Consider the following 13,008-nt stretch of genomic DNA (forward strand, 5'->3'; position numbering starts at 1 on the left):
TCCCTCAGTCATCCAAAAAAAGCCCGACCAGCAACGGTCGGGCTTTTTGGTAGGGGTAGGGATACCTCAATTCTGGTTTAAAATAGAAAACAGCTCGTCGAGCTTCGGCGTCAGGATGATGTCGGTGCGGCGGTTCATGGCTTTATTTTGGGGCGAGTCGTTGGCGACTACGGGCAGGTATTGGCCCCGGCCCGACGGCGTTATTTGCGTGGGGTCGATGCCGGCCGACGTGAGCAGGCGCGTGATTTCGGTGGCGCGCAACACGCTCAAATCCCAGTTGTCTTTGGCGCCATTCACTACCCCCTTAATGGGTACGTTGTCGGTGTGGCCCTCTACCAGAATGTTGATGTCCTTGTTGCCAGTCAAGGCGTTAGCCAGTTTGATAAGGGCATCCTGGCCGGCCGGGTCTACTTTGGTCGAACCCGACTTGAACAGCAGTTGCTCGGACAGCGATACGTAGACCTTGCCGTTCTTTACATTCACCTGCAAGTCGTTGGAGTTGAAGCCCAGCAACGCATCCGACACCTTTTGGCGCAGGGCTTTAGTGGCGGCATCCTTCTCATCCAGAATGCGTTGCATCTCGGCCACGCGGGCGTTTTTGCCGGCTAGGTCCTGCTCGGTAGTGCCCAGCGTCTGGTTAAGTTGGTTGAGTTGGCTGGATTTATTTAGCAAATTGGCGTTGAGACTGGTTTCGGTGCGTTCCTTTTCCAGCTGCAACGCGGCCCGCTCGGCCTGCAACTGGTCGCGCGACTTCGTGAGTTCGCTGTTTTGCTGTTGCAAAGCGGCAATCTCCTTCTGGTTGCAACTGGGCAAAGTCAGTAGCACGGCCCCAAGCAGAACCGGCGTAAAGGAAGCCAGGGTTTTGGAAGTGAAATACATACGAAAGGCTAGAAAATCAAGAACTAACAAGAAATTATTGCCGGGCCAATAACCCGCAAGGGCTAAACGCATAAGTTTTCACGGAGGTTACTTATCCGCCTGCTTACGGGTAGTAGCACGGTGGCGGGTACTTTTGCCCGGCGGCCCCCCGGGCGGCGGGGTGGTTCCACGGTATGTAGTTATGCGAACAAGTGTTTTTTTTAAGATAATAATTGGGCTGCTGGCCGTGAGTAGCCGGGGCTGGGCGCAGTTCCCACACCCCGGCCCAACCCTGCGCTACTGGGTGCGGTTTGCTGATAAGCAAGGCGTTACGTTTCGGCCGGAAGCCTATTTTAGCCCCGCCGCGCAGGCGCGCCGCCGCCACCAGGGCCTACCCCCCGCCGACGCCACCGACTACCCCGTGCGCCCCGACTACGTGGCCGCCGTGCGTGCCCACGTCGATACGCTCACCGTGGTCAGCCGCTGGTTTAATGCCGTGGCCTGCCGTGCTACGCCTGCCCAGGCGGCGGCCGTTGGCCAGCTGCCGGGCGTGGCGCAAGTGTTGCCCTGGCCCGTGGCTGGGCGCCTGCTGCCGGCCGCGCATCGCGTTGGGCAAGAAGCAAGTAGCCCTAATGCGCCCGCTGCGCGCGGCATTACTCCCAACGACTACCTGCTGGCCCGCCAGCAAACGGCCGTCCTCGGCCGCGCGGCGCTCAACCAGGCGCGCCTCACGGGGCGCGGCGTGCGCATTGCGGTGTTCGACGTGGGCTTTCGCGGAGCCGACCGGCACCCGGCTTTTCGGGCGCTGCGGCGCGAGGGGCGCATCGCGGCCACGTATGATTTTCTAAAAAACCGGCCCTATGTATTTGGTGGGGGTGCGCACGGCACCGAGGTATTGGGCTGCTTAGCCGGCCGCCTACCCGGCGCCGATAGCCTGCACGCCGGCCCTACCCTCGGCCTGGCGCCCGAGGCTACCTACCTGCTGGCCCGCACCGAGGGGCTGGCCAGCGAGCGCTACGCCGAAGAAGAGGCTTGGCTGGCCGCCGCCGAGTGGGCCGACCGCCAGGGTGCCGACATCATTAGCTCGTCCTTAGCTTATACCGAGCAGCGCTACTTTCCGGAGCAGATGAATGGCCGCCGCTCGCTCATTGGGCGGGCGGCCACGCTGGCGGCCCGCAAGGGGATACTGGTGGTGAGTGCCGCCGGCAACGACGGCGACGACGACTGGCGCCGCATTGGCACGCCCGCCGATGCCGACTCGGTGCTGGCCGTGGGTGGCCTCGACCCCGCCACTGGGCTGCATTTGGACTTCAGCTCGGTGGGCCCCAGCGCCGACCGCCGCCTCAAGCCCGACGTGTCGGCCTTCGGTATCGTGCTGACAACCAATTCCACGGGTGGGTATGACCGGCTCGAAGGCACCTCCTTTGCCGCGCCGCTGGTGGCGGGCCTGGCCGCCTGTGCCAAGCAAGCCGGGGGCGACAAACTAACGGCCATGGCGCTGTTTCGGCAGGTGCGCGAGGCGGGCGAGCTGTACCCGTACTACGACTATGCCCACGGCTACGGGCGGCCCGAAGCAACCCGCCTGTTGGCCCGCCAAAAAGGAGGGGTAGGGGCGCCTGCCGTGCCCACTTTCGATTTTGTGGTGCACGATTCGCTGGTAGCCGTGGTGCTGCGGCCCACGGCCACGGTGCCCGCCGCCCAGCCGCTGCCGCTGCTCACCGAGCCCGACGAGGCGGGCCCCAGCGGCACTAGTTGGCTGGCCGAGGCTACCCCCGCCCGCCCACCCGGCACGCCTACTCCCACCACTGCCAACGTGGCGCCCGTGGGCAAAGAGCAGGCCGCGCCCGCCGAGGCTGGCCCCGCCCTGCCACCGTACCCGGCCTATCCCGCTCGCCTCTACTGGCACCTGGCCAATAGTCGCGGCGTGCTCAGCCGCTACGAAGTGCGCGCCGCCACGCAGCGGCTAGTAGTGCAGGTGCCGCGCCGCCTCGCCCGCGGCGGCAATGTATTACGCGTTTACTACCAAGGTTATACGGGGCAGTATGTGGAGTAATACAACGGAATTCTTTCGACCCATGAACCACCGTAGCGCGGATGTCTTCGCGATGATTTCGGAGGCCAGTTTGCTAGCCAAGCGCGCGGCGCCCCGCCGCGCTTGGCGCCGCTGGGCTGCCACTGCGGGCCGCCTGCTGGGGGCACTAGCCCTACTGGCCGCCCTAGCACCGGCCGCCCGGGCCCAGCAAGTATTGCTGCAAACCGATGTTGCCAACGACACCGTGCCCGCCCGTACGGGCCCTAACCGGCGCTATTTCGGGCACTTCTACGCCGGCAACGCGCTGGCGCTGGGTGCCGATGGCCTGGGCATAAAGCACGGTTTTAGCTCGTCGGAGTTGCAGCTAGGCGGGCGGCTCAAGCGTCGCCTCGGGCCCGCCCTTGCCCTCAATGCCGACCTGCGCTACGCCTACCTGCGCTACACGCTGGCCACGGGCGACGCCCGCCCCGCGCCCTTCGCCCTGCCCCACGATACCGAAACGCTGAGCTACCACCAGCTGCAAGGCGAAGCCAGCCTACGCTTCAACCCCGGCCGCCGCGGCAACGTGGTGGGCCGCTACGTCGATTTGCTAGCCTACGGGGGTCGTGCGCTAGCCGCCATTCACGCCACCGACGACCCCTCGCCCAACGGGGGGCGGCTCGAAGTAATTGACCATGAGCCCCGCTACCTGGCGCGCTGGCAGGGGGGGGTAGGCGCCCGCGTGGGCAGCAATGCCCTGGCGCTGGTGGGCCGCTACCGCCTCAGCGATGCGCTGCGGCCGGCCGGCCCCGCGGCCCTGCCCGAGCCGCCGCGCTGGGTGCTGGGCCTCGAAATCGGGTGGTTTTAAACCTCGACTGGCAGGCCCTGCGTACATAGCCCCGGGGCCGGTTCTATCTTGCCAATTAGTAGCGCTGCCGCCTTTCCTCTTTATATGAAACTGTCTTTTCGCACCCTTACTACCCTCACCATTTTGGCGCAGCTAGGGCTGGCCGCCTGCGTCAATACCGAGCGCGAAGCGGCTACTTCCAGCAAGGAGCCGCGCGGCGACTTTACGCCGCCTTCCGGCCGTGGGCAGCGCGTAGGCGGCGCCACGGTGCTCAATACCGTGCGGGCTACCCACGCTTTTTCAGACCCCAAAAGCCCCGATACGTTTGTGCTGCAAATGCGGGGGCCGCGCATTCTTACCAGCCAGCTGCACTTGTTTGTGATTAGCAGCCAAGGCGATACCCTGCGCCACGAGGTGCTACCCGCCCGCTTGCTGCTCGACGACCCCACGCTGCGCGACAACCAATCGGCCTCGACCCGCGACAAGGAAATCAGCATCCTGCGCGGCATGAACGCGTTTTTTAAGCCCGACCACTTCGTGCAGCCGGCCGTACCTACCTCGGCTACCCAGCCCGCCGAGCTTGATACGCAAACTTGGGCCAGCCTGCGCAACGACCCGCGCGCCGTGGGCTTCAATTACCCCAGCGCTAGCGGCACCAGCCGTCTCGCCTATTCGCGCCAGCTCCGCCGCGCCATCTTACTAAACGAATAAAAGTCAAGGGCAACCTAAGCGGGGGGTGGCAACCGCTACCCCCCGCTTAGGTTGCCCTTGCTTTAGAGGGACGAGAAAATAGCTACTTCCTTTCTCGCCCTAGTGCATCTAATAACAGCGCTCAACGGGATGCGCTAGCTAGTGAGGCTGCTAAGGGGTAGCAAGTGCGTGGTAAAAAGTCCTCACTTTGGCATCTAGGTGAGGGGCGGCAGTACACAACCGCTTGCTTAGCACTCTCATGCCGTTTTCTTTTCGCCTGCTGTTCCTGGCTGCGCTAGAGCTGCCGGTTTTTGCGCCGGCCCAAACCCGGCCGGCCCTTGCCGATACGACGCGCACTGAACCAGACCAAGAGCTGGATAATTTCAGTGGTCGCTATCATGGAATCCATGTCCTTTCGGCCCAATTGCGCGGCGTGCGGGCAACTAATAAGACGGTCTACTGGGTGAGTGCCAATGGTCGGCAATTGTCAGCTTACCAAGCAGGTAGGAGATTGTGGCTGGTCGACGTGGTGACTCCATTCAGGGCTGAAATTCCGGCCGCGCACATCGCTTCCCTGGTGCTAGCCTCCAACATTATTTTCGTCAAGCTGGGCCGACGCGGCATGGCCGAGGTAGACCGCAGCACAGGCCGTATTGTGGCCAAATATTTTGACCGGGCCCCTACTAATCTAGTAGCTGACTAAGACTAAATAGAGGAATAGAAGCAGTAAGCAACTGCTTTAGAGAGGCTATTATTTAACCTGCAACGAAGCATAATAGGCTATCGCCTGGCCACACACCCTAATTAAAGAATTGCCCAGCCCTGCTGCCCAGCGGGGCCGCGCAGCAACGCGTAGCCCGCGGCTTCGCCCAGCACAGCTACCGGGGTGCGCGCCGGCCAGGCGGCTACGGCGGGCGCGCTGGCGGTAGGTTGCGTTTGAATCTCGTGGGCAGCAGGCAGGGCGAGGCGGCGCAACGGCTTGGCCGCTACTACGGCGCGGGTAGCCAAGTAGTGCCGCTGGCCATCGGGCGTTTCAATGCGCAAGAAATTAGGCTGTTGGCCAAGGATCAATAGGGGGGTAGTGGCCGCCAACCCCGCAGTTGCCCGTGCCGGGCGCACCCACTCGCCCCGGCGGTCGGGGCCGGGTAGGGGGGTAGCGGGCACTGCATCGGCGTGGCGCACAAAGGGCAGCGGGTTCACGGCCCCGCGCCCCCCGCCGTAGATGCCGAAGTGCAGGTGCGGCACCGTGGTGCGGGCGTTGCCCGTGTTGCCAATTAGGCCCAGCGTATCGCCGGCTTGCACAGTTTGGCCAGCCTGCACCAATTGTTTATCCAGGTGGGCATAGTAGAGGTGGCGGCCGGTGCCCGCCTCGGCCAGCCACACCACACGTCCGCCAATGGGCGTTTCTTGCACGCGGGTGATGACGCCCGGCCCAGCAGCCACGGCGGGCGTACCGCGCGGGGCAAAAATATCAATGCCCTCGTGGCGGCGGGCGCCCCGGTCGCGCGCATCGCCCCACACGCTGCCCACGGCCCGGTCGGTACGCCCCTGGACTGGAAAGGTGCTCAGGCCCGGCTCGCGCCACAGGCGCAGCGTGTAGCGGCCCGCGGCTAGCAGCTCGGCCTGCACCCGCAGCAGGTGCTGGCCGTTGGCTTCGGCGCGGTAGCGCAAGTCGAGGGTGCCAGCGGTGCTGGTATCGGCACTAGCCCATTTTAGTAGCTCGGGCGCGCGGCCAGGCTCTAGGGCAAACGCGTCGATGAATACGCGCGGTGCGACCACTGGCCCCGGCGCCAGAGTAAGGCGCACGTGCAGTTGCTCGCCAGCCTGCACGGCGTAGCGGTAGCTAGCCGCGGCGGGCTGCTCGGGCCGAAAATACCCGGTTTCCTGGGTAGGCAAGGTCACGGCCAGTGAATCGCGCAAGGCCTGGGCGGCCGCTTGCTGCCACTGCCGGCCCAGAGCGGCCTCGCGCAGGCCGGCCCGGTCGAGGGCGCGGGCATAATCATCGTGCGGCGTGGTTTTTTGGAATAAGGCCGCCAGCGTCTGAGGCTTGCTGCAACTGCCCAGCAGCGCGATAAGCACCAGTAAAATACCGCTTCCGGTGCGGCAACCGGCCCGGCCAGCGGGCAAAAACGTAAACTGCATACCAACGCAAACACCCGCCAGCTCGGGCAAGTTCGGTGGGGTAGGCGCCGTACTTTTGAGGCCCCTTACCGGCCTACCCATCCATGCCCACCCCGCCCGTTATCCTTACCGAGTGCCCCCGCGACGCCATGCAAGGCCTCGCCGACTTCATCCCTACCCCCGTCAAAACGGCTTACCTCCAGCAGCTACTAACGGTGGGCTTCGATGTGCTCGATTTCGGCTCCTTTGTGTCGCCCAAGGCTATTCCGCAGCTGCGCGATACGGCCGAGGTGCTCGCCGGCCTCGACCTGAGCCAAACGCGCACCCGGCTGCTGGCCATCGTGGCCAACCTGCGCGGGGCCGAGCAGGCCGCCAGCCACCCCGAAATCAGCTACTTGGGCTTCCCGCTTTCGGTAAGCGAAACTTTCCAGCGCCGCAATACCAACCAAACTATCGCCCAGGCCCTAGCCGACGTGGCCGCCATGCACGAGCTGTGCGAGCGCCGCGGCAAAACGCTGGTCGTGTACCTGTCCATGGGCTTCGGCAACCCCTACGGCGACCCCTACAGCCCCGCCATCGTGGCCGACTTTACGGCCCAGCTGGCTGCGCTCGACGTGCGCATCGTGGCCCTCTCCGACACCATTGGGGTCAGCACGCCCGCCCTTATCACGTCCTTGTTTACGGAGTTGATTCCGGCCTTTCCCCACGTGGCGTTTGGAGCGCACCTGCACACTACCCCCCTTACTTGGCTCGAGAAAGTACAGGCTGCCTACCAGGCCGGCTGCCGCCGCTTCGACGGGGCGCTGGGTGGCATCGGCGGCTGCCCCATGGCCACCGACGTGCTTACCGGCAACATGGCCACCGAGAACTTGGTGGCGTTTCTAGCCGGCCAGGGCGAAGAGCTGGGAATAGCGCAAGTGAAATTTGCGGGCGCCCAACTAGCAGCTGCACAACTTTTTACGGCTCATCATTAAATATTCTTCCGCCGCTTAGTACGCGTTAACCTACCCTAGCTAATGCCCGTTGTTCCTCAAGTCGACATTTTTATTCCCTGCTTTGTTGACCAGCTCTACCCGCATACTGCCCTCAACATGGTGAAAGTGCTGGAAAAGCTGGGCTGCCAAGTGCACTACAACCCGGCGCAAACCTGCTGCGGCCAGCCCGCCTACAACGCGGGCTACAAGCGCGAAAGCCGCGACATCGCCACCAAGTTTCTGGCCGATTTTCCTACCCCCCCCGCCACGGCCGAGGCACGCTACGTGGTGAGTCCGTCGGCCTCGTGCGTGGGTATGGTGCGCAACAGCTACGCGCACCTGTTTGCTGGCTCGCCCGAGCTGCCGCACTGCCAGGGCGTGCAGCGCCGCACCTACGAGCTAACTGAGTTCTTGGCCGATGTGTTGAACGTCAGTGTTATACCTGGCGCGGCGCTGGCTGGCAGCTATACCTACCACGACTCGTGCTCGGCCCTGCGCGAGTGCGGCATCCGCGAGGCGCCGCGCCGCCTGCTCGACGGGGTGGCCGGCCTGAGCCGCCTCGAAATGGCCGAAACCACTACCTGCTGCGGCTTCGGCGGCACGTTTGCTGTGAAATTCGAGGCCATTTCGGTGGCCATGGCGCAGCAAAAAGTTGAGCACGCGCTGGCCACCGGCGCCGACTACATCGTGAGCACCGATGTGAGCTGCCTCATGCACCTAGAGGCGTACATCCGCCGCGAAAAGCTGGCTATCAAAACGATGCACATCGCCGACGTGCTGGCGAGTGGCTGGTAAACCTAAGCTGGGGCCGGGCTTTAAAAAAATGACTGCTAGCTATTTACCTGGCTAAAAACGGCGTAAATTTAGCCGCGAAAGCCGCGCGCAAATCGTCGCTTCGAACATAATATTCTGATTAACAACTACCTTATGTCTGCACAAGTACTGTCTAAACCTATTCCCTACGCCGCCTTAACCACGGTGGATAAGCGCAGCAATCTCTCTCGCAAAGAGCTGATTGAAGAATACATCAAGCCCGGCTTGCCCGTGGTGCTCACCGATGCCGCTGCTAAGTGGAGCGCGCTGGGCAAGTTCACACCGGAGTTATTCAAAGAAAAGTATGGCCACCTCACCAAGGAAATAAAGGGCCAAACCTACACGATGGCCGAGGTGGTGGACATCATCCGCAACCCTACCCCCGGGGTGCCGGTGCCCTACCCGTTTTGCCTGAACGTAGACCAGGCTTTCCCCGAGTTGATGGCGGAATTCAAGCCCCAGATTAATTTGGGCAAGCCCGACCGCGTGCAGCATCCGCTGCTGTCTAAGATGATGCTGCTCAATACGGTAGTGAACGAGATTTTCTTGGGCGGTGCTGGCTCGTGCTTTCCGTATCTGCATGTCGATGCCCTGTTTTTGCACACGCAGATTACGCAGCTCTACGGTTCGAAAGACTTCATCCTGTACTCGCCCGACCAGACGCCCTACATGTACCCGAAGCAGGATAATGCGAAGGTTTCGGAGGTCGATATTTTTAATCCGGATTACGAAAAGTACCCGCTTTTCCGCCACGCCAAACCCGTGCGCGTAACGGTAGAGGAGGGCGAAAGCATTCTCTTTCCTACCAAGTGGTGGCACACCACCCAAATTCACGAGCCCTGCATTTCCATTGCCCGCAGCTATTTGAACGAGTGGAACTGGGCTGATTTTGTGCAGGATAACTTCGAATTGCGCAAGAAGCGCTACCCCGCCCTGGCGCTGGCTATGCTGGCCTACGGCAAGGCCCTAGGCAGCTTTATCAACTTGCAGGAAAAAATCACGGCCCCGGTTTAGCCTTGGTGCCGCGTAGTTGTCGGGCCGCACGCGGCCCGACAACTACGCGGACTAGGGGCATACTGCCCGCTTATTAAACCTTCTTATAGGGCGGGTAGCGCATCTTTGCGGTGGCCTCTCGCTTTACGAGGGTTAGATGCACCTCCAAACGCCTGCTACCGCCCCTAATTAGGAATCAGTCAGCCTGCTGATTTTCAAATGTAAATGAGCATAAAAATTGGGTTATAGAAGTTGCTTTATGCGCGCTTGCAATCCCTCGCTCGCTGCTACCAGGGGGAGGCGCACGGCGGCCTCGCACACGCCTTGCAAGGCCAAGGCAGCTTTCACCCCCACGGGGTTGCTCTCCTCATACATGAGGGGGTTGAGGGCTACGAAGCCATAAAGCAGCTGGCTGGCGCGGGCAAAATCACCGGCCAAGGCGGCGCGCGTCATGTCGCTGAATTTCTGCGGGAAAGCATTGCCCAGTACCGTAATAATGCCTTGCGCGCCGCAGGCGATGAGGGGCACCGTCAGCATATCGTCGCCGCTCAGGAATAGAAAATCAGCGGGCTTGTGCGCTAAGATGGCCAAGCACTGCTCCATCAGGCCGCTGGCCTCCTTAATGCCGATGATGTTGGGGTGCTCAGCGAGTGTAAGTGTAGTGGCGGCCGTGAGGTTGGAGCCCGTGCGGCCGGGCACGTTGTAGAGGAGTAGGGGGAGGGGCGTGGCGTCGGCTAGACGCTGGTAGTGCGCTACTAAGCCAGCTTGGCTGGGCTTATTATACGCTGGGCTAGCCGATAAAATGGCTGTAATGCCGGTGAGGTCGGTGCTGTGTAATAGCGCTTCGGTGGCGGCCGTGTCGTTGCCGCCAATGCCGTACACCAGGGGCACGCGCCCAGCTACGTGCGTGCAGGCAATGTGCAGCAGCTCAGCCTTTTCGGTGGCCGTAACAGTGGGCGACTCGCCCGTGGTGCCGTTAATTACCAAGTATTCCACGCCGCCCGCCATGGTGAAGTCGAGCAGCCGGCGCCAGGCCGCATAATCGACCGCGCCGGTAGAGGTAAATGGGGTTACGAGGGCCACGCCTGTGCCGTGTAGTTTGTTCATCCGCTGTGGGGGTTGTTGCTTTGTGCAAAAGTACAACTTCTGCCCGCCGTCGCATTCAGCCGGCTTTTTTTTCGTTTCCTTGAAAACCCTGTTTCCTCTTGCGGCCACGCTGGTAGCCGCGCTTAGCCTAGCCGCTTGCGATTCTAAAACTGCCACCACTGGCGAAGCCAAAACCCCCTCTACCGCTGAGAATATGGGCAAAGCGGACTCGGCCAAAATCGACGAAACGGCGCCTACTTCGGGTGCCGCTGCCGTAGCCGCCGAAGAAGCCAACGCTACCCCTGCCCCCGACCCCAGCACTATTCCAGCGGCCAAAGCAGCCGATGCCGCGGCCATTTATGCCCGGCCGCAGGTGCCAATTTTGTGCTACCACCAGATTCGCGACTGGACGGGCCGCGACTCGAAAGGCGCTAAGGACTACATTGTTCCCATTGCGGCCTTTAAGGCGCAGATTAAGATGCTCGCCGACTCGGGCTACCACACCATTCAGCCCGACCAGCTCTACGCCTACCTCACCACCGGCGCCAAACTGCCTAGCAAACCGGTGATGCTGACTTTCGACGATACCGACCTCGACCAGTTCACCATTGCGCGCCCCACGCTGGCCCAGTATGGCTACAAAGGTGTGTACTTCGTGATGACGGTGAGCCTCGGCCGGCCGCACTACATGACCAAGGACATGGTGAAGCAGCTCTCGGATGAGGGCAACCAAATTGGCTCGCACACCTGGGACCACCACAACGTGAAAAAATACCAGGGCCAGGACTGGGTAACGCAAATTGACAAGCCGACTAAGACGCTGGAAGAAATTACGGGCAAGAAAATCAAGTATTTCGCCTACCCCTTCGGCCTCTGGAACACGCAAGCTTTCCCCGAACTGAAGCAGCGCGGCTTCGTGGCCGCCTTCTCGCTGGCCGAAAAACGCGACCAAACCGACCCGCTATTTACCATTCGGCGCATCATTGCCAGCGGCTACTGGAGCCCCCGCACCCTGCACAACAGCATCGTGCAGAGCTTCTAACGCGGCGCTATGAAGCTTGCCTCCAAAATGCGTGGTAAAGCCGTTGTTACGGAACTAGCCTGGCTGCTTGGCAGCTGGGCTTTTTCGTTTGCGGCGGTTGGCAAGCTATTCGGCAAGTATGCTGGTACGCTGGATATTCAGCTGCACAACACGTATTTTGTGCTGCCTGTGCTGCTGCTGGCGTCCCTACTTTTCATAGTCGTGTCGCCAGTGGTGACGGGAGTGCGGGTGGTAGTTGGACGAGGCCAAAACGTGTCGGCCAGCATCGTACTGGCCCTATTGACTGGTGTATGGCTCCTGCTACTACTGGCGGTTTGCCTCGTTCGAGTTTTGACATAAATCATCATCCTAATCTTCTCCCTCCAATGCTGACAGCCGTTTGTTTTCGTGCCCCTTTTGCCGCAATTGTCTTATTGGCAGGTGCCTCGCTGGCTAGCTGCACCCGCGCGGTGCCCGGCACTAGCGGCCACGACGAGCTAGTCTACATCGGTACTAATATTGCTGACCCACAGCAAAATAGTATTTACCTCTACCACCTCAGCCCGGCTACTGGCGAGCTGCTGCCCTTGGGAGCCATGAAGGGCGGTGCCAGCCCTACCTACCTCACCATGGACGCCGCCCACCGCCACCTCTACGCAGTGAGCGAAACCCAGACGTATATGGGCGCACCGGGCGGCGGCGTGAGTACCCTGGCCATCGACCCCCACAATGGCACCCTGGCGATGCTCAACCAGCAGCCCTCGACGGGCGCTTCGCCGTGTTACATTAGCCTCGACCGCACGGGTAAGAACGCCTTAGTGGCCAATTATGTAGGAGGTAATGTGGCCATGTTGCCTGTGCGGGCTGATGGCCAACTTGACCCCGCCGGCGCTACCGACCAGCACCAGCCGCCCACCGGCCCGCACAAAAACCAAGACAAGCCGCACGCGCACTGCTTCGTCACGTCGCCCGACAATCGCTACGCTTTTTCCGTGGATTTGGGCACCGATAAGGTGTATGGCTATCAGCTCGATGCTGCGCAGCACCAGCTGCGCTTGCTGCCTACCCCCGCCTTTGTAACCAAGCCGGGTACGGGGCCGCGCCACCTCGTTTTTCATCCGAATGGCCGCTGGGCTTACCTGGAAAACGAGTTAAACTCAACCGTTTCGGCGCTGACTTACAACGCGGCGGCTGGCACATTCCAAGAAATTGAAACGCTCACGCAGTTGCCAGCTGGGTTTGCGGGCGACAATTCGGGGGCCGACGTGCACGTGTCGCCCGACGGACGGTTTCTTTACACGTCTAATCGGGGGGATAATAGCTTGGCCGTCTTCGCTATCGACGGTGCTAGCGGCCACCTGGCGCTGGTGCAGCACATCAGCACCCAGGGCAAAACGCCCCGCAATTTTGCGCTCGACCCCAGCGGGCAAGTACTGCTGGTAGCCAATCAAAATTCGGATAACGTATTCACGTATCACGTTGACAAACAATCGGGCAAGCTTACGTCAACCGGTAAATCGGTCAGCCTGCCTTCGCCCATGTTTGTGGAGGTAGTCTCCGATTTTACGCGTTAGCCGCTGCACCGGGGGTAGGG

General features: G+C 61.7%; 13 protein-coding genes. 10 read left to right on the forward strand and 3 right to left on the reverse strand.

The annotated features are described in order from the left end of the window. Window positions 1–66: 66 nt before the first annotated feature. On the reverse strand, window positions 67–879 hold the full coding sequence (locus GO988_RS04440) for an OmpA family protein (protein WP_157562296.1): 813 nt from the start codon (window positions 877–879) through the stop codon (window positions 67–69). Window positions 880–1,060: 181 nt separating this feature from the next. Here GO988_RS04440 and GO988_RS04445 point away from each other — a divergent pair, with 181 nt between their 5' ends. The 4 genes from GO988_RS04445 (at window position 1,061) to GO988_RS04460 (ending at window position 5,109) form a co-directional block, all read left to right on the forward strand. Next, complete coding sequence (locus tag GO988_RS04445) at window positions 1,061–2,911, forward strand: S8 family serine peptidase (protein ID WP_157562297.1); 1,851 nt, start codon at window positions 1,061–1,063, stop codon at window positions 2,909–2,911. 22 nt (window positions 2,912–2,933) lie between these two features. After that, window positions 2,934–3,737 (forward strand): hypothetical protein, encoded by an 804-nt coding sequence (locus GO988_RS04450; RefSeq protein WP_157562298.1) that lies wholly within the window; start codon window positions 2,934–2,936, stop codon window positions 3,735–3,737. An 84-nt stretch (window positions 3,738–3,821) separates the two neighbouring features. Beyond that, on the forward strand, window positions 3,822–4,427 hold the full coding sequence (locus GO988_RS04455; RefSeq protein ID WP_157562299.1) for a hypothetical protein: 606 nt from the start codon (window positions 3,822–3,824) through the stop codon (window positions 4,425–4,427). A gap of 238 nt (window positions 4,428–4,665) precedes the next feature. Continuing rightward, on the forward strand, window positions 4,666–5,109 hold the full coding sequence (locus GO988_RS04460; RefSeq protein ID WP_157562300.1) for a hypothetical protein: 444 nt from the start codon (window positions 4,666–4,668) through the stop codon (window positions 5,107–5,109). Window positions 5,110–5,210: 101 nt separating this feature from the next. On the opposite strand, the gene GO988_RS04465 is transcribed toward GO988_RS04460, so the two are convergent. Beyond that, window positions 5,211–6,548 (reverse strand): M23 family metallopeptidase, encoded by a 1,338-nt coding sequence (locus tag GO988_RS04465; protein WP_157562301.1) that lies wholly within the window; start codon window positions 6,546–6,548, stop codon window positions 5,211–5,213. Window positions 6,549–6,631: 83 nt separating this feature from the next. Between GO988_RS04465 and GO988_RS04470 the strand changes: the two genes are divergently transcribed. The 3 genes from GO988_RS04470 (at window position 6,632) to GO988_RS04480 (ending at window position 9,328) form a co-directional block, all read left to right on the forward strand. Continuing rightward, the gene (locus tag GO988_RS04470; RefSeq protein WP_157562302.1) at window positions 6,632–7,501 is read left to right on the forward strand and encodes a hydroxymethylglutaryl-CoA lyase; all 870 of its coding nucleotides are present in this window, start codon (window positions 6,632–6,634) and stop codon (window positions 7,499–7,501) included. Between the two features lie 42 nt (window positions 7,502–7,543). Then, complete coding sequence (locus GO988_RS04475) at window positions 7,544–8,296, forward strand: (Fe-S)-binding protein (protein WP_157562303.1); 753 nt, start codon at window positions 7,544–7,546, stop codon at window positions 8,294–8,296. 132 nt (window positions 8,297–8,428) lie between these two features. Next, entirely contained in the window at window positions 8,429–9,328 is a 900-nt protein-coding gene (locus tag GO988_RS04480; protein WP_157562304.1) for a cupin-like domain-containing protein, read from the forward strand. A gap of 222 nt (window positions 9,329–9,550) precedes the next feature. Here GO988_RS04480 and dapA read toward each other — a convergent pair whose 3' ends face one another. Continuing rightward, window positions 9,551–10,414: a 4-hydroxy-tetrahydrodipicolinate synthase gene (dapA, locus tag GO988_RS04485; protein WP_157562305.1), complete on the reverse strand. Its 864-nt coding sequence runs from the start codon at window positions 10,412–10,414 to the stop codon at window positions 9,551–9,553. A gap of 79 nt (window positions 10,415–10,493) precedes the next feature. Here dapA and GO988_RS04490 point away from each other — a divergent pair, with 79 nt between their 5' ends. The 3 genes from GO988_RS04490 to GO988_RS04500 are packed head-to-tail and all read left to right on the forward strand — an operon-like array spanning window position 10,494 to window position 12,988. Next, entirely contained in the window at window positions 10,494–11,435 is a 942-nt protein-coding gene (locus tag GO988_RS04490; protein ID WP_232341361.1) for a polysaccharide deacetylase family protein, read from the forward strand. A 9-nt stretch (window positions 11,436–11,444) separates the two neighbouring features. Beyond that, window positions 11,445–11,774: a hypothetical protein gene (locus GO988_RS04495; protein WP_157562306.1), complete on the forward strand. Its 330-nt coding sequence runs from the start codon at window positions 11,445–11,447 to the stop codon at window positions 11,772–11,774. A gap of 26 nt (window positions 11,775–11,800) precedes the next feature. Then, on the forward strand, window positions 11,801–12,988 hold the full coding sequence (locus GO988_RS04500) for a lactonase family protein (protein ID WP_198172499.1): 1,188 nt from the start codon (window positions 11,801–11,803) through the stop codon (window positions 12,986–12,988). Window positions 12,989–13,008: the final 20 nt, after the last annotated feature.

The sequence above is a fragment of the Hymenobacter ginkgonis genome, assembly GCF_009755225.1.
GTDB lineage: Bacteria > Bacteroidota > Bacteroidia > Cytophagales > Hymenobacteraceae > Hymenobacter > Hymenobacter ginkgonis.